Annotated in this window: 24 protein-coding genes and 1 other annotated feature; of the genes, 10 read left to right on the top strand and 14 right to left on the bottom strand. The window is 37.2% G+C overall.

All coding sequences use genetic code 11. The features are described from left to right. Window positions 1–47: 47 nt before the first annotated feature. The 5 genes from JFU01_RS01305 (at window position 48) to JFU01_RS01285 (ending at window position 6,887) form a co-directional block, all read left to right on the top strand. Window positions 48–2,831, top strand: a complete 2,784-nt coding sequence (locus JFU01_RS01305) for an AAA family ATPase (RefSeq protein WP_230086924.1) — start codon at window positions 48–50, stop codon at window positions 2,829–2,831. Window positions 2,832–2,834: 3 nt separating this feature from the next. Continuing rightward, complete coding sequence (locus tag JFU01_RS01300; protein WP_195855540.1) at window positions 2,835–3,461, top strand: hypothetical protein; 627 nt, start codon at window positions 2,835–2,837, stop codon at window positions 3,459–3,461. Window positions 3,462–4,218: 757 nt separating this feature from the next. After that, complete coding sequence (locus tag JFU01_RS01295) at window positions 4,219–5,172, top strand: ABC transporter substrate-binding protein (protein ID WP_230086923.1); 954 nt, start codon at window positions 4,219–4,221, stop codon at window positions 5,170–5,172. Window positions 5,173–5,176: 4 nt separating this feature from the next. Further along, window positions 5,177–6,064: an ABC transporter permease gene (locus JFU01_RS01290; RefSeq protein ID WP_195855539.1), complete on the top strand. Its 888-nt coding sequence runs from the start codon at window positions 5,177–5,179 to the stop codon at window positions 6,062–6,064. 16 nt (window positions 6,065–6,080) lie between these two features. Further along, a complete protein-coding gene (locus tag JFU01_RS01285; RefSeq protein ID WP_195855538.1) occupies window positions 6,081–6,887 on the top strand; it encodes an ABC transporter ATP-binding protein in 807 nt (268 codons plus the stop codon). A gap of 71 nt (window positions 6,888–6,958) precedes the next feature. On the opposite strand, the gene JFU01_RS01280 is transcribed toward JFU01_RS01285, so the two are convergent. Further along, window positions 6,959–7,648, bottom strand: coding sequence for a MurR/RpiR family transcriptional regulator (locus tag JFU01_RS01280; protein ID WP_195855537.1), 690 nt, complete (start codon window positions 7,646–7,648; stop codon window positions 6,959–6,961). 218 nt (window positions 7,649–7,866) lie between these two features. Here JFU01_RS01280 and JFU01_RS01275 point away from each other — a divergent pair, with 218 nt between their 5' ends. The 4 genes from JFU01_RS01275 (at window position 7,867) to folK (ending at window position 12,653) form a co-directional block, all read left to right on the top strand. After that, the gene (locus JFU01_RS01275; protein ID WP_195855536.1) at window positions 7,867–9,738 is read left to right on the top strand and encodes a flavocytochrome c; all 1,872 of its coding nucleotides are present in this window, start codon (window positions 7,867–7,869) and stop codon (window positions 9,736–9,738) included. A 30-nt stretch (window positions 9,739–9,768) separates the two neighbouring features. Beyond that, complete coding sequence (locus tag JFU01_RS01270; protein WP_060778250.1) at window positions 9,769–11,103, top strand: GntP family permease; 1,335 nt, start codon at window positions 9,769–9,771, stop codon at window positions 11,101–11,103. 246 nt (window positions 11,104–11,349) lie between these two features. Then, entirely contained in the window at window positions 11,350–12,183 is an 834-nt protein-coding gene (gene folP / locus JFU01_RS01265; RefSeq protein ID WP_195855535.1) for a dihydropteroate synthase, read from the top strand. Continuing rightward, window positions 12,180–12,653, top strand: coding sequence for a 2-amino-4-hydroxy-6-hydroxymethyldihydropteridine diphosphokinase (gene folK / locus JFU01_RS01260; RefSeq protein WP_195855534.1), 474 nt, complete (start codon window positions 12,180–12,182; stop codon window positions 12,651–12,653). The genes folP and folK overlap by 4 nt, the downstream gene beginning before the upstream one ends. A 333-nt stretch (window positions 12,654–12,986) precedes the next feature. On the opposite strand, the gene JFU01_RS01255 is transcribed toward folK, so the two are convergent. The 4 genes from JFU01_RS01255 to JFU01_RS01245 form a co-directional block, all read right to left on the bottom strand. Next, window positions 12,987–13,403, bottom strand: a complete 417-nt coding sequence (locus tag JFU01_RS01255; protein WP_195855533.1) for a hypothetical protein — start codon at window positions 13,401–13,403, stop codon at window positions 12,987–12,989. Between the two features lie 130 nt (window positions 13,404–13,533). Continuing rightward, window positions 13,534–14,727 carry an ATP-binding cassette domain-containing protein gene (locus tag JFU01_RS01250; RefSeq protein ID WP_268016005.1) on the bottom strand — a complete coding sequence of 398 codons (1,194 nt, stop codon included), beginning with the start codon at window positions 14,725–14,727 and terminating at the stop codon, window positions 13,534–13,536. 30 nt (window positions 14,728–14,757) lie between these two features. Next, window positions 14,758–15,123 carry a hypothetical protein gene (locus tag JFU01_RS08860; protein WP_230086922.1) on the bottom strand — a complete coding sequence of 122 codons (366 nt, stop codon included), beginning with the start codon at window positions 15,121–15,123 and terminating at the stop codon, window positions 14,758–14,760. A 276-nt stretch (window positions 15,124–15,399) separates the two neighbouring features. Beyond that, window positions 15,400–16,269 carry an LD-carboxypeptidase gene (locus tag JFU01_RS01245; RefSeq protein ID WP_195855532.1) on the bottom strand — a complete coding sequence of 290 codons (870 nt, stop codon included), beginning with the start codon at window positions 16,267–16,269 and terminating at the stop codon, window positions 15,400–15,402. 327 nt (window positions 16,270–16,596) lie between these two features. On the opposite strand from JFU01_RS01245, the gene JFU01_RS01240 reads away from it, so the two are divergent. Next, window positions 16,597–17,136 carry a DUF924 family protein gene (locus JFU01_RS01240; protein ID WP_195855531.1) on the top strand — a complete coding sequence of 180 codons (540 nt, stop codon included), beginning with the start codon at window positions 16,597–16,599 and terminating at the stop codon, window positions 17,134–17,136. Window positions 17,137–17,582: 446 nt separating this feature from the next. Here the strand turns inward: JFU01_RS01240 and JFU01_RS01235 are convergent, their stop codons facing one another. The 9 genes from JFU01_RS01235 to JFU01_RS01195 form a co-directional block, all read right to left on the bottom strand. Next, window positions 17,583–18,332, bottom strand: coding sequence for an alpha/beta fold hydrolase (locus tag JFU01_RS01235; RefSeq protein ID WP_195855530.1), 750 nt, complete (start codon window positions 18,330–18,332; stop codon window positions 17,583–17,585). 16 nt (window positions 18,333–18,348) lie between these two features. Next, complete coding sequence (locus tag JFU01_RS01230) at window positions 18,349–19,020, bottom strand: ABC transporter permease (RefSeq protein ID WP_195855529.1); 672 nt, start codon at window positions 19,018–19,020, stop codon at window positions 18,349–18,351. 3 nt (window positions 19,021–19,023) lie between these two features. Continuing rightward, window positions 19,024–19,980 (bottom strand): osmoprotectant ABC transporter substrate-binding protein, encoded by a 957-nt coding sequence (locus JFU01_RS01225; protein ID WP_195855528.1) that lies wholly within the window; start codon window positions 19,978–19,980, stop codon window positions 19,024–19,026. Between the two features lie 2 nt (window positions 19,981–19,982). Beyond that, window positions 19,983–20,624: an ABC transporter permease gene (locus JFU01_RS01220; protein ID WP_269775742.1), complete on the bottom strand. Its 642-nt coding sequence runs from the start codon at window positions 20,622–20,624 to the stop codon at window positions 19,983–19,985. 2 nt (window positions 20,625–20,626) lie between these two features. Next, window positions 20,627–21,802, bottom strand: a complete 1,176-nt coding sequence (locus JFU01_RS01215; RefSeq protein WP_195855526.1) for an ABC transporter ATP-binding protein — start codon at window positions 21,800–21,802, stop codon at window positions 20,627–20,629. A 237-nt stretch (window positions 21,803–22,039) separates the two neighbouring features. Then, window positions 22,040–23,176 (bottom strand): 5-methyltetrahydropteroyltriglutamate--homocysteine S-methyltransferase, encoded by a 1,137-nt coding sequence (locus JFU01_RS01210; protein ID WP_195855525.1) that lies wholly within the window; start codon window positions 23,174–23,176, stop codon window positions 22,040–22,042. 66 nt (window positions 23,177–23,242) lie between these two features. After that, window positions 23,243–23,473: a binding site (T-box leader), on the bottom strand. A 238-nt stretch (window positions 23,474–23,711) separates the two neighbouring features. After that, entirely contained in the window at window positions 23,712–24,398 is a 687-nt protein-coding gene (locus JFU01_RS01205) for a hypothetical protein (protein ID WP_195855524.1), read from the bottom strand. 12 nt (window positions 24,399–24,410) lie between these two features. Further along, window positions 24,411–25,145 (bottom strand): DUF5058 family protein, encoded by a 735-nt coding sequence (locus JFU01_RS01200; protein ID WP_195851163.1) that lies wholly within the window; start codon window positions 25,143–25,145, stop codon window positions 24,411–24,413. Between the two features lie 34 nt (window positions 25,146–25,179). Then, window positions 25,180–26,340, bottom strand: coding sequence for an ArgE/DapE family deacylase (locus JFU01_RS01195; protein WP_195855523.1), 1,161 nt, complete (start codon window positions 26,338–26,340; stop codon window positions 25,180–25,182). Between the last annotated feature and the right edge of the window lie 102 nt (window positions 26,341–26,442).

Below are 26,442 nucleotides of genomic sequence, written 5' to 3'. Positions count from 1 at the left end.
ATATCTTAAAAATAGAAGAATAAATGAACTTGTAATGGAGTGAAAATATGTCATTTTATAAAGTTGGAATAGGCGATGATGCCTGGGATTTAGTCGCTGCCTATGAAGCGGCAAGCGATGGCGATACCATTGAATTTGAGCCAAATTATGCTTTAGAACAAACATATATAGAATATATAACACTTACTAAATCGCTAAATTTTGTAGGAAATATTGAGGCCAAAAATGATGGAGGTCGATTATTTACTAATGCTATTAAAGCACCGATTCTTGTTACGGGTGGGGCGAAAGTAACATTTACTGACTTATGGATTGACCGTGTTTATAAAGATTGTATAGCAATTCATATTTTAAATAGGTCTAGTGTAACTTTGAGCAATTGTATTGTAAATGTTGTGAATAACAGTCAAAAAAATTTGATAATTTCTGCGAAGAGTGGATCTAATCTCACTATGATAGATTGTACAACCTATCCCCAAAATTCAGATTTTCAGAAATATATAAACCTTATTGATTCTAAAGGAACATTCAGCAATTCGACTTTTTACTCGAACTTATGGTTCGTAGGATCAAAAGTAGATATAACTAATTGCATAATGATAAATTATGGAGGGAGTGTAGTTAGGCCACGTTCTTCCAATTTAACTATTAGGCAATCTCGTATTGAAGGGGGTAGTAAAGAAGGTTATTATCCTGCACTTATTATAAATAATTCGTCCGTAACAGTAGATAGCTCATCAATTATTCAGGAAGTGAAAAATGGTGAAAGCTTTACTGAGTCAGTCTGTTCTAGAGATGGATCTAATCTGAATTTTATTGATTCTTTTGTGAGTTCTATATTTGCATACGATTCTAAATTATTTTTGAATTCATTGGAGATTTCTTATATTTTATCTCTTAATGATTCATCACTAGCAAAGATAGAAAACAGAGTAAATTTTCAAGGGAATAATAATGGAAAAATCGATTTAGTAGTTAATAACAGTTCAGCTTTGATTGCTGATGAGATAAAGATTAATCGACTATTTGATCCTAATATTCGAGTTAAGCAAGGTTCGCACTTATATATTAATCAGCTAGACTATAATCAGGGAGCAGCGTCAGATCTAATTTTTGAAGTGGATGAAACGAGCTATTTCAATCTTTTAGCTGAAAAACAAGAGAATACTGAAGACACGCAAATTTCTCAAAATCAAGAAGAAGCAGAAAGAAATCCCCACACTTCGATGGAAAAATTTAATAATTTAGTTGGGCTCACTAAGGTTAAGGAAGAAATTCATAAAATAATTCGGATGGTGGAATTTAATAAGCACCGAATAGCTCAGGGACTCAAACCCCAAAAAGTCGTTCTCCATTCCGTTTTTATGGGAAATCCAGGAACGGGGAAAACAACTTTAGCTCGAATTTTAGGTGAAGTCTTATTTGACTATGGCATTTTTATAGGTGATGAATTGAAATTCATTGAGGTAAAAGAGGCAGACCTTATTTCTGGTTATGTGGGTCAAACTGCTATTCAAACACAAAATATTTTAGACCAAGCTAAGGGCGGAATCCTTTTTATCGACGAAGCCTACACTTTAAATAAGAAAGACGCTAGTGTCAATTTTGGCCAAGAAGCGATTAATACGCTTTTAACCTTCATGGAAGATAATCGTGATGATACGATGATTATTTTTGCGGGCTATACTAAAGAAATGGAACAGTTTCTGAAGACCAATCCAGGATTAAAATCAAGAGTGCCTAACACCTTCCTTTTTGAAGATTATACGGCAGATGAAATTGTCGCCATGGGTGAGAATCAGTTAATTGAAAATGATTATCGATTAGAAGATAGCGATTATTATAGGCGTAATGTTTCCAGGGTATACAATGCCTCGCTGGATCGAAGTAATGGTCGCTGGATCCGAAACTTTAATGATAAGCTCTATAAAGCCTTGGCTGATCGTTGCTATAAAAACGAACAATTTGAAGATCTTAATACCATCACTAATCAAGATATTGATGAGGTCCTAGGTAAGCATGCCGGTTATGAAGTAAAGACTGGAAAGGATGCCTTTGACTCCTTAAATGAATTGATCGGACTGGCAAAAGTTAAACAGCAGATCTCAGAATTTGTGCATTTAGCAGAATTAAATCGTCGACGGGAAGAAGAAAATGGTGGTGAAGCTAAATTTACTCTCCATTCACTCTTCTTAGGAAATCCAGGAACAGGAAAAACAACTGTTGCTCGTATTCTAGGAGAAATTTTTTATCAAAAAGGAATTATCGCTCAAAAGAAATTTATCGAAGTATCGAGAAGTGATCTTGTCGCTGGCTATGTGGGTCAAACCGCTTTGAAAACGAGAGAAGTCTTGGAATCTGCTTTAGGAGGGGTTCTCTTTATTGATGAAGCTTATTCATTAGCTAATAGTAATGATAATTTCGGCCAAGAAGCTATCAATGAGATCCTTAAATTTATGGAAGACCATCGTCAAGATATTATCATTGTTTTAGCGGGTTATACTAAAGAAATGAATGCATTTTTAAGTACTAACTCTGGCTTAACTAGCCGTATTCCAAATGTTTTTGATTTTGAAGATTATTCTGAGGACGAAATTGTAAGAATCGGTCGTTTAGGATTGAGCAAACAAGGTTATAGATTCAATGAATCGCTTTATGGAGAGATCATTAAAAAAGCTTATGCCAGCTCGAATGACCATAGCAATGGCCGTTGGATCAGGAATGTTAACGAGCGCTTGATTAAACACCTATCCAGTCGAGTAGCAAATGATCTTGAAGCAGATATCAATCAAATTACAAATGAGGATATTTTAAAATTATTGGAGGACTAAAATATGACAGATAAAGACTATGTTAAACCACCAAAAAAAGATGTTGCAGCAAATAAGGAATATGTTCAGCCACCAAAAAAAGATGCGTCAGTAAATAAAGACTATGTTCAACCTCCCAAAAAGGATGAGTTGTTTACAAATTCAACGAATAATGAAAGTTTCTATGAAAGTCTTAATAGCAATGAGCAAACATTAGAAGCTCAGGATAAAGGTGAATCTTTTTTGCAATCCATTAAAAACCATCTTGCTCCTGAATATAGGGAGGAATATAACGTTCGCCGCTTTTTTGGCTGTCTTATGGTATTTTTACTTTTGTTCGGTGGGAGCGGCGCAATATTGTTTAGTTTAGGGGGCCTATTTACCTTAGTCTGGACATTTTTGGCTTGGGAATTTTGGCATTATTCCTTCTGGAGTTACAATCGGGGATTTATTAATAACTTTTTACAGAATATTATTTATTTTGGCTCTTTCTCTTCATTGCTTGGGCGGGCTATCCTTCAAAATTTCCTGGTTCTTTTATGGGTCTCCTTTATCGCCCCTATCTCTGGATTTCTCGCCTGGCGGCAAGCAGTAAGGCATCACAGACCCTTAACTATAGATAATGAGAGAACAAGAGTATGGAGAGATTAATTAAAAGTGGCTTTTAATTTAATTATTTTTCTTAAAGCATTTTGAAAAGATCCTTGTTCTTGATTTCACTAACTATCAAGTCACTTTGAAAGATAATTACTTATTTTTAATTTAAGTAGTCAACTGAATATAAGTAAAATGAAGCTGGGCTTAAGGTCCGGCTTTTTTGGTTAAGTATTTTTTAGGGTTCACTTTTATTGAAAAATTTATTCTTTTAAAATTTAAGGTTTTTTATCAATGCTTAAACCTATGATTTGGGGCTTACTTGACTTCGGGTGGAGATTATTTTACTGACACGAAGCCGACTTTGTCTCAATAAATTTCAAATTGTTTGAATATTAAAACAAGAAAAGCGTTGACATTTATCATTTTCCTGCTTATGATGGATTTATCTTAATAAAAAGGACGTAATAGAAATGTTAGCAATCCAATTTAATTCGCATATGGTTTTATCTTTAGATATCACCACTAATACATATTACTATAGCTATTTTAGATAATGTTTGTAGCTGTGACTCTATCATAGGTACAAACAAACGCAAGTTTTTGTATCTATGATGGCTACAGTTTTTATGTGTTCAAGCCATCTGGAATGATAAATTCTAATGGCTTGAGGCGAATTCTTTTGGAATACACTCGCAAAAGGTTCAATTAGTTTTTATCGAAACTAATTGAACCTTTTTTTATTTTTTATTAAGACTGTGTTGTTAGAAATAAAGAAAATAGTGATTTTAGAAGTTAGAAAGAGGAGATTATGATGAAAAAACAAGTGATGAAAATAATGACTTTAGGAGCCTTAGCTCTGGGACTAATGGGCTGTGGCCAAGGGAAAGACAACGATCAAAAAGAGATTGGTATCATTCAATACGCAGAACACCAAGCACTGAATGATTCTCGTGAAGGTTTCCTAGAGGGATTGGCTGAAGGCGGCTTAAAAGATGGTGAAAAGATCAAGGTCGACTACCAAAATGCCCAAGCAGACCAATCCAATCTCAATAGCATTGCTCAGGGAATGAAAGGGCGAAAAGATCTCGTCTTTACTATTGCTACACCCGCTGCCCAAGCAGCACTCAATGCTGATAAGGAAACCCCAACTTTATTTACCGCAGTCACCGACCCCGAAGCGGCCAATCTGGTTAAATCAAACGATCATCCAGGGACCAATGCTAGTGGGACTAGTGACAGAGCTCCCGTTGAAAAAGCGGTCGACTTGCTCTTGAAGATCAACCCAGAAATGAAGACAGTTGGCATGCCTTACAATTCAAGCGAGGTCAATTCTGAAATTCAATTTACTGCCTTTAAAGAATACGCTGAAAGTAAAGGTTTAAAGGTCGAAGCTCAAACAGTAACCACCACCAATGAAGTGCAATCTGCAATCACTGCTTTAGCTAAAAAGGTAGATGGTATTTGCTTACCGACGGATAATACCATTGCCCAAACCATCCCTACTATCGGTAAAGTAGTAAAAGAAGAAAAAGTTCCAACTATTGGCGCAGAAAGTGCTCATATTGAGGGTTGTCTTGCGACCTACGGAGTCAATTTCAAACTGTTAGGCCGTCAAACTGCTGAAATGGCCCTTAAAATTTTAGAAGAAGATGCTGACATTAGTGAGATGCCAGTAGAAAAAGCAAATCAATTCGAATTACAAGTGAATGAAGAAATGGCAAGCGCACTTGGGATCGATACCGAGCAGTTGAAGAAGGGAGAATAGAACAATGGCCATCATTATTTCTAGTATTTCACAAGGTCTAATGTGGGCAATTTTAGCCATTGGGGTTTATTTAAGCTTTCGCATTTTAGATATTGCTGATATGTCTGCTGAAGGAAGTTTTCCTCTAGGGGCAGCGGTATGTGCCAAGCTGATTGTTTCAGGTTGGCATCCCTTATTAGCTACATTGCTCGCTTTCCTTGCTGGTATGCTGGCAGGAGCAGTTAACGGTTTTATGATTAATAAGATGCATATTCCAGCCTTATTATCAGGGATTCTAACCATGACCGGACTATACTCGGTAAATATACGCATCATGGGACAAGCCAATACGCCCTTGTTAGGTGAATCCAGCCTAATGGATAACCTCTATAATCTGGGCTTTAATTCAACAGCTGCTTCCTTAACTATCAGCTTGATTTTCGTCATTTTAGTGATCTTTGTTTTGGTACTATTTATGAATACGGAGTATGGTTTGAGTTTGAGAGCGACCGGGGATAACCCCCTCATGGCGGAAGCCAATGGTATTCGAACTGACCAAATGAAATTAGTTGGCTTGATGATTTCTAACGGTTTGATCGCTTTATCTGGTGCGATTATCTGTCAAAATAACGGTTATGCCGACATTGCTATGGGGACAGGAACCATTGTTATTGGTTTAGCAGCAGTTATTATTGGTGAGGCTATTTGTCGGAATTTGAGCTTTGGAAAACGTTTAGTAACAATTGCCGTAGGGGCAGTGATTTATCGTTTAATTATTGACTTTATCATGCAGCAGCAAGTCATTCCTGTCTTACCAAGTGATATAAAAATCTTATCGTCCTTAGCCCTAGCGATTATCCTCTTTGCTCCTTATGCCAAGAATCAAATCGACCACAAGAGAAAGCAAAAATAGTAGAAAGGTGGTTATTATGTCAGAATTATTAAAATTAAAGCAGGTTAACAAGGTTTTCAATGTGAATAGTGCTAATGAAAATCATGTGATCAAAGACATAAATTTGACCATTCATGAAGGAGAATTTGTTTGCGTGATTGGTTCCAACGGTGCTGGAAAATCAACCCTCTTGAATCTGATTGCTGGCACCCATCCAGTGACTTCCGGGCAGATCTTTTTAAAGGAAAAAGAAATTACTACAGATCCTGCCTTTAAACGGGCTGGTCAGATTAGTCGGGTTTTCCAAGACCCACAAAAGGGCACTGCACGTAACTTAACCATTGAGGAAAATCTAGCTATTACTTATAAAAGAGGGAAGAAGCGTTCTTTTAAGCTGGCGGTTACTGAAGGCATGCGGCAAGTTTTCCATAAAGAATTAAGCCGACTGAATCTGGGACTGGATCAACGTTTAACTACGCCAGCTGCTAATTTATCAGGCGGACAGCGTCAGGTGTTAACCCTCTTGATGGCTATTTTGCAGAAGCCAGAACTTTTACTCCTGGATGAACATATTGCAGCTCTTGATCCCCGGACCAGTGCTATGGTTATGGGCTTAACAGACCAATTAATTTCAGAACATCAATTAACCAGCTTAATGATTACTCATGATATGAACGACGCTTTAAGCTATGGAAACCGTTTAATTATGCTTCATGAAGGGCGAATTGTGGTTGATGTCAGTGGAGATGATAAGAGCAAGTTGTCAGTCGAAGATCTTATGGATCTCTTTAAAAAGAGCGTTGGTAATCAATTAGTCAGTGATGAAATATTACTCAATGTTTAGTAAGATGAAACCATAAAATCAGCCCAGTGAATTGTCTAATATCCACTGGGCTTTTAAATATTTATTAATTGCTATCTGTCTAATCTTTTCAAGGAATCAGCGATTAATTCCTCAAAATAAATGAGTGTCAGGCCAAAAAAGACCTGGGGCTTGTATTCCTTATAGCGGAAAATCGAATAAGACTTGGTATCGATTGTTAATTTTGCGTTTTCTTGCAGCTGACCACTCGGGTTCCCGGTAAAAACCATATATTCCACACCATTCTTATGGGCAAGCTGGGCTAAACGCACGAGGTACTCGGTCTCACCAGAATGACTAATGAAAATAATAACTGCTTCATCAGCAAAGGTTTTATTGATGAATTCCTCGTAAGTATTACTTATGGAGCGAAAGCCAAAAGTATTTAAGAGGTCAGACATATAATTAGCTAAGTGTAAGGAAAAGCCTAGACCCATAAAAATAAATAGCTTATCTTGGTATTTTTCAATCATTTTATAAAAAGCATCACCATAGCAATCGATGATTGATTGTTGCCTGACGTGCATTTCTTTTTCACGTTCTTGGTTAAATTGAAATAATAATTCACTATAACCAGAGAAGTTCATTTTTTTGGCTAAATGGATAATGGTTGCCGGGGAAACATAGGCTTTTTCTGCTAGCTCGCGGATCGTTAGTTTAGCATCAGATTGGATTAAATGCTTTAAAATATCAACTTCAGTGTCAGTTAAATGATATTTACTGATAATACGGTCTAATTTCATTTAATTACCTCATTATATTTATTAATAAATTACATTATAACATTTTTACAAGAATCCTTGATAGCGATTACTTTAATCACTAATGGGTTATTTTCTATTTTGTTTAGTTTGAAATTGAACATGTTTATATTAACTCCTAAAGTATAGTAACAGCTATTCTTAATATGTTATCCTTATCACGAACACAGGTTATCTATTTATTTTTAGGAGGTATAAAGATGACAAAAGGTCTTTTTGAACCAGGTAGTTATTCTGTTAGAGCAGCAGGACACAATGGGTCTTTACCTATGGAAGTCACTCTGACTGACGATCGCATTAAGAGTATTGAGATTGATACTAGTGGTGAAAGTAAGGGAATCACTTCACCAGTCTTTGAAAGAATTCCTAAAGCAATTATTGAAGGCCAAACCCTCAATGTCGATACCGTCAGTGGAGCGACAGTAACCAGTAAGGGCATTTTAGCAGGGGTTGCCGATGCTATTGAAGCAGCCGGTGGGGACCCTGAAGAATTCCGTAATCGTCCTAAATACCAAGCTGACCAAGCTGACAGCCCTGATGAAAAAAGTGCTGATGTGGTTGTATTAGGTTCAGGTGGAGCCGGTTTATCAGCAGCTATCGGTGCCATTGATAAGGGAGCTAAGGTCATTCTTCTTGAAAAATTCCCTTCACTCGGCGGAAATACCACACGGACAGGGGGACAAATTAACTCTGCTGACCCTGAATGGCAAAAAGGCTTTGATGCTTTCCCAGGGGAAGTTAATAACTTAAAGGGAATTTATCAAATGGATGAAACGGACATTCCAGAAGCCTATCGCCCACAATTCCGTGAGTTAAAAGGCGAGCTAGAAAAATACTTCGCTGATATGGAAAACGGAAAAAATTACCTCTTTGATTCAGAAAACCTCTTCTGTATCCAAACCTTATTAGGAGGAACGCGGAAAGACTTAGATGGTAATGTTACCTATGGTAATTACGACTTAGTATCTAATTTAACCCACAAAGGTCGTCAAACCATTGAATGGATGAAAACCAAGGGTGTTGAATTTGATGAAGAGCATGTTACTGAACCTGTGGGAGCTTCCTGGCGTCGTGCCCGTGAACCAATCCCTACTGGTGGTTACGGCTTTATTGACCCCTTGCAAAAATACTTTACCCAACAAGGTGGAGAAATTATTACTGACTGCCAAGCTAAAGAATTACTGGTAGAAGACGGTAAAATTGTTGGTGTGAAAGCTCAATACAGTAACGGCAACGACTTAACCGTTCACGCTAAGAGTGGGGTAGTTATGGCTACTGGTGGTTACTCAGCTAACTATGAAATGGTCAAAAAATATGATAATTACTGGGGGAATCTTCCTGAAACGATCCCAACAACCAATTCACCAGCTTTAACAGGTGATGGTATTACAATGGGGCTATCAGTTAATGCAGCTCTAGTAGATATGGGCTTTGCTCAATTAATGCCTAGTGCCGACCCTATTACAGGTAATATCTTTAGTGGGATTGACTGCCCACCTTCTGATTTCGTCTTTGTTAACTTAGAAGGTAAACGTTTTGTTAATGAATATGGGACTCGTGACCAACTTTGCCAAGCAATCTTTGACCAAGGCGGCTTGATTTACAATATTTCTGACAAGAATATTGCGGCAACTCGTTTCAATTCTACTGATGAACAACTCGAAAATGATATTAAAAATGATGCTTGCTTTAGAGCAGATACCTTGGAAGAACTTGCTGAACAAATTAATATTGATCCTGAAGTTCTGGTTGATACCATTGAGAAATATAACCAATATGTTGAGGATGGACACGATCCTGAATTTAATAAGGGTTCATTCAACTATAAGGTAGAGGTTCCTCCATTCTACGCGACTCCAAGAAGTCCTGCAACCCATCATACCATGGGTGGTTTGAAAATCAATGTGAATGCCCAAGTAATCAATGAAGCTGGTGAAGCTATTGATGGCTTATTTGCAGCTGGTGAAGTTGCAGGCGGTATTCACGCAGGAAACCGTCTTGGTGGAAACGCCTTAATTGACATCTTTACTTACGGAAGAATTGCTGGCGAAAACGCTGCAAGCAATCGATAGTCTTTAGAACGAGGAAAGGTGTATTAACTTATGGAAGTTATTGGTATTATTGGGCTAATTGTAGCCATAATTAGCGTCATTTACCTTTCATTTAAAGGTTTAAGCATGGTAGTGGCAGCGCCACTATCTGCTTTAATTATTATCTTATGTAACCAAATGGATATCTTTGGATCATTAATTGGTCCAGAAAATTCTTATATGGCAGGATTGGCCGGCTTTTTAATTAAGAACTTTGGGATTTTCATCCTGGGTGCTATTTTAGGCCAATACATGGATAAAAGTGGAGCAACTGTTTCTATTGCTAACTTTATTTTAGACAAGGTTGGTACTGAAAGTGCCTATAAAGTGCTGGTAGCCTTAACCTTTATCGGGGCCTTATTAACCTTTGGCGGTATTAGTATTTTTGTGGTTTTCTTTACTTTAATTCCTCTTGCCAGACCGATTTTTAAGAAATTAGACATTAACTGGAAATTATTATCTATTCCATTATATTTAGGAGCCGGAACCTTTACCATGTCCATGATTCCGGGGACTCCGTCCGTACAAAATGCTATCCCTACAACGACACTAGGGACGAGCTTAACGGCTGCTCCAGTGCTTGGGATTATTTCTACTGTAGTCATGCTGGGCTTTGGTCTATGGTATATGAAATACGAACTCGACAAGAGTCAAGCAAAAGGGGAAGGTTTCTATTCATATCTTGAAGGAGATACGAGCCAGATCGAAGAAGACGTCGTTGAACATTCTGATAATGACCTACCATCCTTTGTGACCAGTATTATTCCTTTGGTTATTTTAATTGCGACTATTATGATTTTTTCAAATGTTGATAATATCATCTTAATTGCCTTAACCATTAGCATTGTGTTATCTGCATTCTTATTTAAATCTTATTTACCGAAACAAACAGAAGTCTTAAATGCTGGTGCTACAGGCTCAGTAGGCTCTTCCTTTGGGGCAGCAAGTGCTGTAGCCTTTGGGGCGGTATTAACCAGTGCACCAACCTTTGACGCGATTAAACAAGCCATCCTTAATATTCCTGGACCACCATTAGTTAGTTTAGCGGTTGCAACTGCTATTCTTTCAGGGGTTATGGCTGCTTCAGGTGCTATTGGGACAGTTATTACCCAATTAGCCCCAACTTACTTATCAATGGGGATTCCAGCTGAAATTATCCACCGTATCGTTGTTATTGGTGGTGGAGTAATTACAGTTGTTCCTCAATCAGGAGTTGTCTTAACCTTTAACAATATTAGTGGTTTAGACTTCAAACATGGTTTTAAAGAAGCATTTATAGTAAGTAACGGTGGCTTCTTATTATCCTTAATCGTTACTGTCATTGTGGCACAAATCTTCTACTTGTAAGATTTAACAAAATCAAATAGCCCCCAATTAAAGAACAGGATTAGAAAGTCCTGTTCTTTTTCTTTTTCTAAGGTGCGCCTGGTATGGGGGGACATCTCAGTGGTGAAATTCTAGCTTTTCGATCACACTATAAAAGTATTCCAAACGATATGCTTTATATGCTATTATTTTATAATACCTAGAAGTCAGTAGTTATTCAAAAAATGCTGAGTTAATGGTGAATATGCTAGTTAAGAGAGGGAAATTATGCATAGTTTTGTTTTAAGAGATGGTAGAAAAATCGATTTTCAACAAACTGAAATTATGGGGATTATTAATATTACTAAAAATTCATTTTACAAAGAATCTCGTGTTTCAGAAGAAAATTTAATGCAAAGGGTAGATCAGTTTATTCAAGAAGGTGCCCTTATTTTAGATATTGGTGCAGAATCAACACGTCCCGGCATTGATCCAGTCGACGAAGATACTGAAATTGAAAATATCCAAAGAGCAGTAAGTATGATTAGAGAAAAATATCCTAACATCTTATTGTCTATTGACACTTATCGGGCCACAACGGCGGAAGCAGCTATATTAGCTGGTGCGGATATTATTAATGATATTTCTGGGCTCACTTTTGATGAAAGAATGGCTGATGTAGTTGCTAAATATCAAGTGCCTATAATTATTATGCATATAAAAGGCAAACCTAAAGACATGCAAAATGATCCGCATTACGATGACTTAATTACTGAAGTAGAAGAATTTTTCGATCGCCAAATTCAATTAGCCCTTGATCACGGCGTTCAAAAAAATAAGATTATTCTAGACCCTGGTATTGGTTTTGGAAAAAATTATGAGCACAATGTTAGTTTAATTAAGAATATCGACTTTATGAAAAAATATCAGCTTCCTATCCTTCTGGCAGTATCCAGAAAGACCTTTATTGGTCAACGTCTGGGGGGATTAAAACCCGGTCAGCGTTTGGAAGGGACAATTGCTGTTTCCTGTTTTGCAGCCATGAAAGGAATAGAAATGGTGCGGGTTCACGATGTTAAAGAAAATTTACGCGCGATTCGCGTGATGGAGTTATTTAAATGAAAACAACAGTGTATTTAGCGATTGGTTCTAATATAGGAGAGCTCAGCAAGAATCTAGATCAAGCTGTGCAAGCCGTTGATGCCCTGGAAGGCACAAAAGTCACTAAAAGATCAGCCAATTTATCTAATGCCGCTTACGGGGTAACTGATCAAGATGATTTTCTCAATGGGGTTATCGAAATCATAACGGATTTAGCTCCTTTGGATTTATTAAAAGCTATAAAGCAGATTGAAAAAGAAATGGGGCGGACAGAGACTTATCGCTGGGGACCGCGTCTGATAGATATTGATATTATCTTTTACGGAGACATAGTCATGGATAGCCAAGAATTGACGATTCCACATATTGACATGGTCAATCGCGACTTTGTCTTAGGGCCTTTAAAAGAAATCGCTCCTAATAAAAAGCATCCCATCTACAAAAAGACGGTAAGCGAATTGTACCAAGACTTAATTGATCGTAATCAATAAAATATTAGAAGTAGCGTTTATTAGCTCAAATTGCAAAAGTAAGCTAATAAACGCTATTTATTGTCCTTGACTTAAAGAAGCAGGGAAAAATTATTAATTGATTACTCTCGATAATATATATTATGTTAACTAGAAAAGATAAAAAATAGATGAAGTATAATTTTATTGATATTCTCTTACTTTTACAGCTTATAGCATGTAAGGAATGTATAGATATATGCAACTTTTATACTGAACTTGCAGGAGAATCGCTCTCAATGAAGCTAATGAACAATAATAAAAAGCCTAGATTACTAAAAATACACCTAGACCTTTTATATCGTACAAATCAACTTAATGATTTAAACTTTCCTTTACATAAACATAAGCATACCATTCTAGACCAAATTCTCTTAACAATAATTTATAAATACTTTGCAAATGTTTATTATTATTCAGTAAATAGACTTGATCAAAAAATTCGTTATTATATTGGTCTGTACCAATAAAGTCATTCTTCATACCGACTAAATATTTTACGTAGCCATCATCTAACAAATCTAATATAGCTCTTAAATGGTTTGCTACAAAATAAGTGCCTGTATGATAAGGTAATTTTTTATTATCTTCAATGCCGTAATTTCCAAAAACACTATTTTGTGATTCTTTAAAGTCAGGATTAGACCAGTCTAAGGCCAAAATATGCCAGTCACCATATGTCTCTAGTTTGCAGGGAATATTTAAAGCAAACTGCCCACTAAGATATTTCATTATACTAGCCACCACCTTGTTTACACTATATTCTTAAGATAGATTACTTCACCCTAGCCTATTTTATTCTATCAATAAAAGCAATTTAACTAAATATACAAAATCTTATAAGAAGGTATTCAAATATTTCTTAGCTAACAAAATACTGGTTTAAATCAATCACTTCATCGAATTGTTTGCCTGCCCGATCAATATCAACATGGGTAACATAAATAAGTGTTTTATCTAAATTGATTAGTTTATTTTCTATCTTTAATAAGCTTTCATAGTCAATACCAGCAGAAAATTCGTCTAATAATAGAATATCTTTCTTCATCAATAAAGCTCGAGCGAGACAGACTCTTTTAGCCTCTCCGCCGGATAGACTGACTTCTCCACTAGAAATCATCATATCTAAACTGTCTTCGTTTGCCCATTGGCTTAACTCAACAAAATCTAATACTTCAAATAACTCATCGTTAGAATAATTATTTGAAAATAAGGTCAGATTATCCTTCAAACTAGCGCTAAAGACATGGGGTTGTTGTGGGACATAGCCAATATGTTCGAAAAGATTACTTTCCCTAATAGTCCTAACATCAAGGCCGTCTATTTCAACGCTGCCCTTATAGTTATTTTGCTCTCTTAAAATAGCCTTTAGGATTGTTGTCTTGCCAATACCGCTCTTCCCTTTTAGTAAATACTTTTTATTTTTCTCAAAGGAAACATTAAGCGCCTTACTGCCCTTTCTATTTTTTAAGGAAAATTGATGAAGGGAAATGACATTAAAGTCTTTCAGCGTATGACTTGCTTGATCGACTTCTATAAATTCTTGGGAAAGTGCATCTAAAGTCTTTTTACCACTAATATATTTTGCCAGTAAATCAGAAGAAGTATATATAGGAAAGGCAATTCTTGCTAGTAATTGAGAGAATGCAATCATTCCCCCTAGTGTGAGTTGACCATGGATAATAAATAGACCACCTATGATCCAAGTCCCAAAATAGAGAAGATTTGAAAATAATTGATTTAAGCTGACGACCATATATTGTGATTTTTCAACTTGGACTTGTTTATTTAAAAGATTTAAGGTACTGCTTTCAAATAATTTGAAAATGCTTAATTCTTTATTTGCAACGCGCCAGTCAGTTGCGCCTCCAATCAAATCTTGAATACTAGCTACCGTTGAATTGGTTTCTTCGATAAGCTCCCCTTGTTTCTTCTCTAAATTATTTTTAAATAAAAATGCCACAAATAAATTAGGAAGACTTAGAACAATCGATAAGACAGACAGGATAGGATTAAAGTATAAAGAAACAATAACCGCTACTAGTAGCTGGCAAATGAGATATCCACCCCAATAAATCGAGTAGAACTAATTGGCTTCGACTTGATCAATTTGTGTAGTTAGAGAAGCTAAAAGTTTATCATTCTTTTCTCCAGTTAGTAAATCAAGAGGTACTTTTTGAATGTTTGTAAAAACTTGTTTGCGAAAAACATAGGCTGACTTTTTACTTAATATAGCAGTTAAGGATTGCTGAAAATAATAGATCAAAGTTTGAATTAATATAAAAACAATGGTCAAAAGAGATACGATAATATATCTATTCCTACCTAAATTAATAGCATCAATAATAAATTGCATTAAATAGGCTTCACTGACCATGGCTAGAGATAATAAACATGTGAGAAAGGCATAGATAAAAATATCTTTTCTTAATATTCTGTAAATAGATTTCATTAAGCTCTCCTTTAATTTGATTGATTTATTTTGGCGCTGTAAAATCGCCTTGTCAATAAAAATATAACTTTTTAATCAAATTAATTATCAAGAAAGGTAGGATGGATAACTAGAAAAATGCTTAACTTAGCCCTTTTTTAAGGCAGATCTTTCCCATTTTATAATTATTTATGGTCATATATTAAAGTAAAAAAGCACAATAGAATGTATCTACTGTGCTAGATTCTCTGTTAATTTTATTTATGCCATTATAAAATATAGACGGTTTAACCAGTTTTAATCTAATTGGGCATTTAAGGATAGCTCTTGACCGATAATTAGGGGTAAGGAATCTTTTTGATGGCCAATAGATTCTGTTGATACTAATGGGAGTTCGGGGTTAGAATACTCCTTAACAATATCTAATAAATAATCTCTACCTATTTTACTATCAAATTCGGTAAAAGATCCTAATATTAAACCGCTGATTTCTTCAAAAACAGCTAATTGTTGTAATTGCGCAAAATACGTTCTTATTCGACCTTCCAAGCCAGAAAAACTTTCTAAAAATAAAATTTTTCCCTTTAAATCAGGCCAATAAGAGGTTCCTGCTAATTTTAAGAAACAGCGTATGTTACCACCTAATACTATCCCCCTTAAGGAACTGCCCTGAATAAATTCAGAATTTTCTTGGATATATCTGTTGACTTTCTTTTTTGCCTCAGTATCTTTTAAAAGACTGGTAAAAGCCTCAAATTGCTCGTTGTTACTTCTGTCAATTAAATGACGGGCCTGAAAAAGTACCGAGCTTTTACCTGTTTGGCTATAAATTGCGTTGATGACTGTAGTTAAATCGGAATAACCAAATAATTTGCTCGAAGAGCTATTAATTGCTTTATAATCCAAATAGCAAATCGTTTCATTTGCAATATCCCCGCCAGATAGGTCAAGGATATAGTCAATTGCTGGATTTTTAAAATATTGGTTGACAATTTCAGCGCGTCGTTTGGCATTAACTGCTCCAATTTTAGATTCACTAAATAAGGCATCTGCATGGTAATGCACCTTAATAGAAAGATTTTCTAACAGCCTGATTAGGTCTTCTAGTGAATTTTTTTGGTTATGGCTTAATCCATTGGATAAGGCAACTAAGGCAATTTCTTGCATAATACTCCCCTATTTCTTATTCTTATGATGATATGCATAGCTTAAACAAATGATTATTGAAAGGATTAAATATAAGACCATAAAACGACTATTTGGCACTCGTGATATTAACATTCCCCATAATATCAAAATTAGAGCTACAAAAAAATCTTTCAACATTTTCATCCCTTCTAATAATATTAAACATTTACAGCCATGAAAAGCTAATTTAATTATACCTAGGATCATATTTTTTCGCCAACTTACCAATAATATTCGTTTTATTCGCTTAAAAAAGCTTACTATGGTAAGTTTAATAAAAACTTAGTTATCTGAGAGGTGAAAAGAATGGATTATAAAGATGTACTCGATTTTTGGTTTAAAGAGCTCGATTCCAAACAATGGTTTAACGGTGGCAACCAAGTTGATCAATTAATTATAGATAATTTTTCTAAGCTACATGGACAAGTTGCTGCTGGTGAACACGCAGATTGGCGTCAAGAGGTTAAAGGTAGGCTTGCTGAAATTATTGTCTTAGACCAGTTCTCCCGTAATATTTACCGGAATAGTGGACAAGCCTACGCTTACGACAATATGGCCCTTGCTTTAGCTCAAGAAGGAATAAGGCATGCCGATTTAAGTGGTCTAACAGTTGAAGAACGTGGTTTCTTCTATATGCCCTTTATGCATTCGGAATCACTTAAAATTCATGAACAGGCTCTCAAACTCTTTGCTTCTGAGCCCGGTCTGAGCCATCGCTTAAAATACGAAAAAATGCACTATGATATCATTAAAGAATATGGCCGTTATCCCTACCGCAATGACTACTTAGGTCGTGAAAACACCCCTGAGGAAGAGGAATACTTAAAACATAAAAAAGGCTTTTAGAGCCATGAGCTGAATAAATTATAAGATACAACCAAAAGCCCTGATAAAAATCAGGGCTTCTTTTTATAGGACTTAAGTTAATGACTAGTTAATCCAGTTTTGAATTTATTATAAGTAAGAACGATACCAACACAGAAGTATGAGCACAAAGTTATGACTAATGAAAGATAGAAAACTAATATATCCACCCTACCCAATAGTTCATGTTGCACATTGGAAAAAGCAAAGAGAGATAGGCAGCCGTTTGACCAATAAATCGGGTCTGTAACAATATAATCGCTAATACCTATAAATAATCTAGTTGATAGAATTGAATTCTTAATGATTTTATGAATGCTTATCGCTTGGACAAGCAGAGTGACTATAGCTACTAAGATAGCAAAAACAGACAAGAAAAAGGACCTCACCCAATTGAAATGAAGTCCTTTTCTTGTTTGTTTTAGATCTTACAATATATTTTTTTGGATAAAGTCGACTGATTTTTCGATGATATCAAAAGGAACCCAGTGGTCTTCTTCCTCATAAATCTGATAAGCGATATTAACTTTTTCATTATCAGATTGTATTTTTGGAATAAGCTGGCGATTGATGTCTGTATTTATCCAATTATCCTTGCCCCCATTGTAAACAAAGAAAGGAAGGTCCTCTAACTGATCGAGATGGTTGGCTAAGTTCCAGCTACGGATAAAGGCTAAATCTTCATTGACACTTTGACTGGCTTGGTCTTGGTTATATAATTGCCCTAGTTGTTCAACTGCATCAATGGCAGCTATATATTGGACTGCCCCATCTAATTTTTGACCATACTTAGCAATGACTAAACCTGTTGTCAGTCCTCCCATTGAAGTTCCAAAAATAGCCAAGTGTTCAATACTATAAGTCTCTGTTATAGCCTGAACTAAGCGTGGGAATTCTTCTACATTATGCTTTAGAACGGATGCCAGGTCTTTTTCCATTTGGTATTGGTAATTATTGGGGCGCCGTTGTCCATGGAGATAGGCATCAGGGATAACCACATGAAAGCCTGCCTTAGCAAAAGCGATGGCTTGGGTTAGAATTGATTCTTTGACATTCGTCCAGCCATGATAGCCAATAATAAAGTCCTTTAATTTATTACCCTGCCCTTCCATAAATACCTCTAAGACAGGAATATCAGAAAAGATATTATAACGGACAGTATAATTTGTAGCCGTCATGCAATTCTCCTTTCACTTATTTATTCTTACTTGCATTAGGACTGAGCCGCCTTTCCAGCAATTCCATTAGGTAATCAGCCACGATAGACATTAAGGCGATCGGGATTACTCCAGCTAAGATAATACTGGTCCCTCCCGAAGCATTAACCCCTCGGGTTAAAATGGAACCTAGGCCCCCTGCTCCAACAAAGGTACCAATGGTAGCAATCCCAATGGCGGTAATGAAGGCATTGCGAATACCCCCTAAAATGACCGGGAAGGCTAAGGGAAATTCAACTTTCAGAATCACTTGCATCTTAGTCATTCCCATGCCCTTACCAACATCAATGATGCCGGCATCGATATTTCTAACTCCAGTATAGGTATTGCGCAAAATCGGCAATAAAGAATAGAGGAAAACGGTTAAAACTACCAGATTTGACCCTAGCCCTAAGTAAAGCATCAATACAGATAGTAAGGCCAAAGCTGGAACGGTTTGAATAATATTAGCGATACTAATCACAACATTGGCCAGTTTTTCCCGTCTAGCAATATAAAAGCCTAGGGGGATAGCCAATAAACAGGCAAATATAGTGCCGTATAAGGCCATTAGCATTTGTTGAAAGAATTGACTAATGACATAAGAACTATTTTCTGAATAATAATAGAGTAATTGTTGCCATACACTTAAATCCGTAATATCAGCCATGTCCTATTCAACCTCCTTTTTTCTGACTGGTTCCAAGTAAGGTTCTTTGTCTTCAAAATAATTATGACGTAGTAGCCATTCCTTAGCGACTGTACTTGGTTCTAATAAGTAATTATCAGCGGTAAAGTTTAGCCGTTGCATTTCTTCGTTACTGATGGCTCCTGCAAGTTTGGCCATGACCTTATCAAGATCGGGATACCTAGCACGGATCTCATTTGTAGCGACAGGACTAGCGTCATAAGGAGGGAATAGGTGTCTGTCATCTTCTAAGACCTTAAGATCTTCAGAGATAATTCTTCCATCGGTTGAATAGCCTAAGGCAACATCAATTTCTCCATTTGCTATAGCTGTATAAACCAAACCGATAGCCATTGGGTAAAGATTATCAAAGTCAAAACCGTAAGTTTGGACAAAGCCATCATAGCCGTCCCCTTCGCGTTCGAGCCAGGAGTTATCGACTCCCACCTTAAAGGTATCGGCATATTGTTCTAAATCGCTGACCTTTTCAAGACCTAGTTCCTCCGCATCTTCTCGCCTTACCATAAAGGCATAGGTGTTGGCAAAGCCATAAGTAGGATACCAGGTTTGGTCAAATTCTTCTTCAAAACCTTTAACGACCTTTTCTAAAGCGACTTGAGGATCTGTAATAGGTTCTTGTCCTAATTCACCAGTCAAGCTGGTCCCTGTATAACGGACTGAGGCCACGTTCGCATCTCCGGTTTGGAGGGCTGCATGGTTCATTGATGAGGATCCTAGGTTAGTAATTCGATTGGCATCAATCGGTATATAGTGTTCTACCATGCCTTCTACGATGAAGCCCATGATTTCAGCTTCTGTACTTCCTAGACTGGCAATGGTTATGGTATCCGAATCAGCAGCATTAGATAAACCGGGTAAGGAACAACTAGACAATAAGACGACACTGATCAGAGCGAGAATACTTTTAATAATACGTTTCATGCTTAAGCCGCCTCCTCTTTTGATGACATTTGAGGTGAGGACCATTGTTCAACTTTCCCCATGATAAAGTCAACCACTAAGGCGAGTATGGTTACTGGGATAGTTCCGCCAAAGATTAGATCTGCTCTAAAGAGGTTGAGACCATTAAAGATCATCTCTCCTAAGCCCCCACCACCGATATAGGCAGCTAGCGTGGTCCAGGCAATCACATAGACCGCTGATAAACGCACCCCAGCCATAATTACGGGTGTAGCTAAGGGAAGCTGTACCTTCCAAATTAATTGCCAAGGGGTCAACCCCATGCCCTTACCTGCATCTAAAAGATCAGAGCTAACCGAAGTCATTCCTAAATAAGTATTTCTAAGGATGGGTAGTAAGGAATAGAGAAATAAGGCAATAATCGATGGCGTCCTTCCCACACCAAAGAAAGGGATCATTAAGGCTAAAAGTGCCATTGTGGGAATGGTTTGTAAGATACTTACTAAACTAATAAAACCACCGGCATATTTTTGATGTTGAGATAGAAAGATCCCCAAAGGAATAGCAACGGCGATTCCCAAAGCTAAGGAAATGAGTGAAATACTAATGTGCTGGCCTAAAAGTCTTAAAATTTCATCGCCTTCTTGTTGTAAAAATTCTATCATACTCATTCAGTCCCCTCTTCTTGACTGGTGACTGTTTCTTCTGAATTATCTTCTTCACTATCATCGCCCCAGACACTATCATAAACAAAGTTAACTAAAGCACTGCGGGTGACAATACCGGTTAATTGCCGGTCACTATTGACAACTGGAATATTAGGCAAAGCCCCTTTTAGGATACGTTGCATGGTATCTTGTACCAAGTCATCCTCTTGGACTGGATAAGTCCTTTGGTCCATTACCGCACTGACAGAAGTATCACGGGATTGTTCATGGGTAATGGTTTCCAGGCTAATCCGTCCCATTAGATGGCGATAATCATCAATCACAAATAACGAATCGACACGGTTATTACGCATAACCCGAATAGCATCGCTAATCGATTTGCCCAAACTAATGGTTAAGGGATTTGTGTTCATAATTTCCTTAACCGTGATGATATTGGCCCGAGCCTGCATGAGACGGTCCTCACCCAAGAAATCGCGGACATAGTCATCTGCTGGATTTTGAATAATATTATCTGGAGTATCATATTGAACCAAATCGCCATCCCGCCAAATAGCAATTCGGTCAGCTAAAGCCAATGCCTCATCCATATCATGAGTCACAAAAACAAAGGTTGACCCATATTCTCTTTGTAAATCCTTAACGAGTTCTTGTAAGGAATCCCTAGTAATGGGGTCCAAAGCTCCAAAGGGTTCATCCATTAAAACAATTTCTGGATTCGCAGCTAATGCGCGGATAACCCCAACCCGCTGTTGCTGTCCTCCTGATAGTTCAGAAGGATAGCGGTCAAGGAAGTCTTCCGGTAATTCCACCCGCTTTAATAAGCGATGGGCGATTCTTTTGCATTCTTCTTCGTCTACTTTGAGTAAGCGTGGTACGGTAACAATGTTATCGTAAATCGTCATGTGGGGCATGAGTCCAATTTGTTGGATGACATAACCAATTTTACGTCTCAAATCAACGGGATTAAGGTCGGTAGTCTTTTGTCCATTAATTAATATGGCCCCAGAACTGGGGTCATGCATCCGGTTTATCATACGGAGTGCAGTAGTTTTCCCACTACCCGATCGTCCGATAAAACAAACAAACTCACCATCATTAATCGTTAGGGACGATTTCTTCAAGGCCTGGACATTGCCAGGATAAATTTTCTCAACCTGATCAAATTCAATCATAGAATCTCCTTCTTTTTGAATTATTATTCCTGTGAATATTTTTCATAGTTTTAATATATCAATAAAATAAAAAGAATACAATTCTATTAGATAAATACCTTTATAATCCAAAAAGCTGAAATTGACTAAAAAGTTCTTCTGTGGTAAATCAATTACCCCTTTCAACTTTTCAATCAATTTCAGCTTCTTAAGCGTTGTTGTAATTGCTAAGATTAGTAAATTTTTGTGAGCGGCTACTTAGGCATCTTCGCCCCATACTTCTTTTGCTACTTCGATTAATAATTTTATTTTCTTCCATTGTTCTTCTTCACTGATCTTATTGCCAATTTCATTGGAAGAAAAGCCACATTGAGGGCTAATACTTAAATGATCTAAGGGAACATATTGACTGGCTTCTTTAATCCGGACGATTAGGTCGTCTTTGCTTTCTAATTCAGCTGACTTTGTTGTGACTAAGCCTAAGACGACATGCTTGTCATCAGATACAGTCTTTAGAGGTTCAAAAGTTCCCGCCCGCTCAGAGTCATACTCTAGGAAGTAGGCATGGACATTTTCTTGATCAAATAAGGGACTTTGTACGGTGTCATAGCCTCCTGAAGCAAACCAAGTTGAGCGGAAATTTCCCCTGCAGACATGGGTATTTATCCTTAAATCGGAAGGTTTATTTGCGATAACTGCATTATTGACGCGGACATAAAGGGCTTTTAATTCTTCGATTTTCCCTTGGCTATATTCACTACCATCGTAATCTTTACCCCCAGCTAAACGTCCCCAAGTACAGTCATCAAATTGAACAGTCCGACAGCCTGCTTGATAGAGGTCTTCAATGACTTGGCTATAGGCTTGGGTAATATCAGCTAATAAGTCGTCTAATTGGCTATATATCCCCTGAGTATATTCCTTATTAAAGTCACGTAAAACCTCTTGCAAGAATTGAGCTGGCGCTGGAATGGTTTGCTTAACGTCAACATGATCAGAAGCATGCGATTGGGTAAATTTGAAATGATCCACAAAGGGATGGTTATCACCAGTTATTTTATCAACAATTCGGCTGGTCACGGCAAAGACTTGTTCTCCGGAGAATTGAGTTCCCGCTTCTACTTCAACACGGTCAACGCCATTGAGTCCCCAGAAGAAGTCAAAATGCCAACTTTTACGGCGAAATTCACCATCCGTGATGGTCTTTAAACCAACGGCTTCTTCTTTTTTGATCAGGTCAATAATCGCTCGGTCTTCTAAAGTTTTAAGTTCTGAATATTCAATTTCTCCGTTTTCAAATTTCGCTCTTGCATCAATGAGCTCTTGGGGACGTAGAAAAGACCCCACATGATCATAACGAAATGGTGATTGTTTTAACTGAGTAAATTCTGGCATAATTAGCACTCCTTTAATTTTTAATTAATGTCATAAAAAAATCCCATCCCTGGAACAATAACCTTTCCTAGGGACGGGATAACCGTGGTACCACCCTGATTACTCCTCTATTGCTAAAGGAGTCACTCATACAATCTTTATCAATTGCTGCAAAGTAACGGTTGCTACCGTTTAGAAAGCCAACACCTTCTAAAACCTCCGAGTTCATCTTCACTGATTCAATCGTTATTAGCTCTCATCCCTACTAATTTTCTGTAAACGCTTTGAATAAGTTACTCTTCTCATCACAGTTAATTTATTTATTTGTTTTATAGCATAGCAAGTCTTTATCCTAAAGGCAAATCACTTTATCATCATTCTAGAAAGATGGACCGGAAGATCGATCACTATTGATTGGTTAAAAGCTTGATAAATCAACAGGTCATTAACTAAAATTTGGTTAGTGATCGTTACACCCTATCTTATCAGATATATTTTTGATATCTATTGGTAATGCTTGGTCTCAATACCAAGAGGATGATAAAAACACATCAGCTTATGATTGCTTATTCTTATCTAAAAAGTAAGCAACTGCAAATGAAATTACCATGGCAGAAATTAAGATATAAGATTGATATTGACTATAGGCTGCAGGACCTAAAAATAAAAATAAAGCTGCCGTAAAAATTAAAGGGGCAATGGCTATCTTCTTATTATTCAGTAACTGAGGGACTGTTATGGCACCAAAAAGAGCTGGCGTAATATGGTCAAAACCTGGTTTAAGGACAGGATGGTTTAAGATAGGCACTAGCCAGGATCCAATTAAAAATACCCCAGCAGCTAAAACCACAATAGTCACCAGTGAAGAGATCCCTACACAAATGATGGCAATCACATCCCCCTTTTCGGTTCCTTGACTGACCCCAGCAATTTTTTGCCCGGCTACTGTCACTGGCATCTTCATGTTAGTAATATTTCCGGTAATGGAACTCAAATACATGGCTCCAGAACCAAAAATGGGATAAAAGGACAAGTTCTCTACCACAGCCATGGGTAGAAAAATAGCGATTAGACTACTCCCAGCCGCTAAAGCCTTAGTAAAGGATAAACCGACTCCATACCAATAAGCCGTCCCTATCGGTACCATAAACATGGCAATCAAGGCAATTATACTGGTGATCTTGCCTAGTCGATTGATTTCTTGAGAAAATTCTTTTGAAGTGCGTATTTTTTTATCATTCATAGGCTAAACTCCTTAAAATATTTGTGCTTGCAGGATGACGGCTCCCATCCCTACTATTAGAGCAACGGGGAGGGAATAATCTTTTAGGCTAGTCCAGCCAAAACGCTTAGCTAAGAAATCGATGATTAAAGTAGTCAGTCCGGCGGCTAAGAAAGCTACTAGGGATGAGATATTTTCCGTATTAAATACATAAGGTGTCGATAAGGTAATCAACATTGCCGTAAATAAAGCGCCTGATACTAAAGCAACTATGTTCGTATTATGGCTTTCTTCCTTAGCTTTTTGGGAGACTTGGTCTAGCTTACCCATAAAGAGGATGTTAAATAGTATCCCCCATATGATCCCAATAGTCATCACAAACATAATAATAATGAAGACCTCTGCTGTTAAGTTAGGGTCTGAAATATCGGTAAGTCCTTGACTTTGGGCAGCAATATTAGCCGCCATTCCCTCATAGCCAGCTGAACCAACAATCGATAGACGAAGCCAAGGAAAGTATTTTCCTAAAGGCACAGATAAGGCTAGCATCATCACGATAATAGGCAGGGAAGGAACTACAGACAGCATGGCACTATTTGTCATCGCTCTTTTTAAAGTTTTCTTGGTCATTCCCAATTCCAGACCTCGATTATAGGCTTTCTTGATAAACAAGATCGCTTGAACGCTCACAATTAAAATGACAATGGCACACAAGATGAAAACGATCGAGCTATTTGCAATTTCTAAGTAGTGAACTTCTTCGTTCATAGGCAGTCCTCTTTCATTTCGCTAGGATAGGTATTTATTTAAGGTAGTTTAGGGCTGTTTCTTTATAGATATCGACGAAAGCTAAAAATTTATCTAAGCAGACATATTCATTTTCTTGGTGAGCGACTGAGGGTTCTCCTGGCCCATAAACCGCTAAATCATAGTCTTCACCAATTTGACCGAAATTAGAAGCATCTGTTGCTCCACCGGTAACGGTCAGCTCTAATTCATGACTGACACTGGATTGGATGGCTTTAATTAAATCATTATCTTCTGTTGAGGTTGCTGGTGGATTGTTTTGAAGAAGATTTAATTCTAAATACCCCTCACTCTTAGCATTTAACTCTTCGATACAGTCATTAATTATCGATAAAACTAAATCATTGCCCGCTTCAGGAACTGTCCGGGTATTGGCTTTCATTTTTACTAAACCAGCCACACTATTGATCTGGGTTCCGCCCTCGATCACTGTATTGACATTTAAGGTCTTCCCTAGGTCAGCATTATAAGCGGATTCAGTATTAAAGCTTTCATCAAAACGTTGATTACTTAAGTTGATATAATCAACCATTAACTGCAAGGCATCAATGCCCACTTCTGGCATGGAAGAGTGAACAGTTTTCCCATGGGCAATAATTTCATATTGGATAGAACCTTTATGAGCATATACCACTGACTCACTGCCTGAGGGTTCTGCAATTAAAAAGCCATCGGCATCATCTAAATACCCTGCTTCGACTAATTGTTTGGACCCATACATGCCAATCTCTTCGCCAACCGTCAGAGCTAAGCGTAGGCAACCTTTAAAATTGGCGCCGGCTTCCTTTAATTCAATGGCAGCCAAAACCAAGTCAACCAAACCAGACTTCATATCTGAAGTCCCCCTGCCATAGATTTTTCCATCATGAATCTCTCCAGCAAAAGGCGGATAGGTCCAGTCACTAGGGTCGCCTGCAGATACGACATCGAAATGCCCTGAATAGACTAAGACCTTTCCTTCTCCATCTTCACTACCATAGATATTGGCAATAAGTGAAGAACGCCCAGATTGGTATTCAATAATCTCGCTCTCAATACCATATTTAGCCAGTAAGCGGCTAAAATATTCAGCGACCTCTGCCTCTTGATCATTTTCACTTTCAATTGCTAATACGTCGCGTAAAATTTGTAATTTTTCCTCATCCGTAAACAGCATAAGAATGCCTCCTTTATTATGTTACAAATTCTTATTCAAAATCGTTTATTTTTTTAATAATACCATAAAAAGAAAAAATTGGTTAGATATTCTTACATAAAA

This window comes from Aerococcus sp. Group 2, from assembly GCF_905125285.1.
GTDB lineage: Bacteria > Bacillota > Bacilli > Lactobacillales > Aerococcaceae > Aerococcus > Aerococcus urinae_E.
This window is presented reverse-complemented; position numbering and strand designations above follow the sequence as displayed.

Coding starts and splice junctions, on each gene's coding strand:
- JFU01_RS01290 (WP_195855539.1), top strand. CDS start 5,177: ATGGCCATCATTATTTCTAGTATTTCACAAGGTCTAATGTGGGCAATT.
- JFU01_RS01280 (WP_195855537.1), bottom strand. CDS start 7,648: ATGAAATTAGACCGTATTATCAGTAAATATCATTTAACTGACACTGAA.
- JFU01_RS01205 (WP_195855524.1), bottom strand. CDS start 24,398: ATGAATGATAAAAAAATACGCACTTCAAAAGAATTTTCTCAAGAAATC.
- JFU01_RS01215 (WP_195855526.1), bottom strand. CDS start 21,802: ATGATTGAATTTGATCAGGTTGAGAAAATTTATCCTGGCAATGTCCAG.
- JFU01_RS01240 (WP_195855531.1), top strand. CDS start 16,597: ATGGATTATAAAGATGTACTCGATTTTTGGTTTAAAGAGCTCGATTCC.
- JFU01_RS01255 (WP_195855533.1), bottom strand. CDS start 13,403: ATGAAATATCTTAGTGGGCAGTTTGCTTTAAATATTCCCTGCAAACTA.
- JFU01_RS01270 (WP_060778250.1), top strand. CDS start 9,769: ATGGAAGTTATTGGTATTATTGGGCTAATTGTAGCCATAATTAGCGTC.
- JFU01_RS01195 (WP_195855523.1), bottom strand. CDS start 26,340: ATGCTGTTTACGGATGAGGAAAAATTACAAATTTTACGCGACGTATTA.
- JFU01_RS01200 (WP_195851163.1), bottom strand. CDS start 25,145: ATGAACGAAGAAGTTCACTACTTAGAAATTGCAAATAGCTCGATCGTT.
- JFU01_RS01235 (WP_195855530.1), bottom strand. CDS start 18,332: ATGACGGCTACAAATTATACTGTCCGTTATAATATCTTTTCTGATATT.
- JFU01_RS01220 (WP_269775742.1), bottom strand. CDS start 20,624: ATGATAGAATTTTTACAACAAGAAGGCGATGAAATTTTAAGACTTTTA.
- JFU01_RS01225 (WP_195855528.1), bottom strand. CDS start 19,980: ATGAAACGTATTATTAAAAGTATTCTCGCTCTGATCAGTGTCGTCTTA.
- JFU01_RS01285 (WP_195855538.1), top strand. CDS start 6,081: ATGTCAGAATTATTAAAATTAAAGCAGGTTAACAAGGTTTTCAATGTG.
- folK (WP_195855534.1), top strand. CDS start 12,180: ATGAAAACAACAGTGTATTTAGCGATTGGTTCTAATATAGGAGAGCTC.
- JFU01_RS01210 (WP_195855525.1), bottom strand. CDS start 23,176: ATGCCAGAATTTACTCAGTTAAAACAATCACCATTTCGTTATGATCAT.
- JFU01_RS01245 (WP_195855532.1), bottom strand. CDS start 16,269: ATGCAAGAAATTGCCTTAGTTGCCTTATCCAATGGATTAAGCCATAAC.
- JFU01_RS01295 (WP_230086923.1), top strand. CDS start 4,219: ATGAAAAAACAAGTGATGAAAATAATGACTTTAGGAGCCTTAGCTCTG.
- JFU01_RS01300 (WP_195855540.1), top strand. CDS start 2,835: ATGACAGATAAAGACTATGTTAAACCACCAAAAAAAGATGTTGCAGCA.
- JFU01_RS01305 (WP_230086924.1), top strand. CDS start 48: ATGTCATTTTATAAAGTTGGAATAGGCGATGATGCCTGGGATTTAGTC.
- folP (WP_195855535.1), top strand. CDS start 11,350: ATGCATAGTTTTGTTTTAAGAGATGGTAGAAAAATCGATTTTCAACAA.
- JFU01_RS08860 (WP_230086922.1), bottom strand. CDS start 15,123: ATGAAATCTATTTACAGAATATTAAGAAAAGATATTTTTATCTATGCC.
- JFU01_RS01275 (WP_195855536.1), top strand. CDS start 7,867: ATGACAAAAGGTCTTTTTGAACCAGGTAGTTATTCTGTTAGAGCAGCA.
- JFU01_RS01230 (WP_195855529.1), bottom strand. CDS start 19,020: ATGGCTGATATTACGGATTTAAGTGTATGGCAACAATTACTCTATTAT.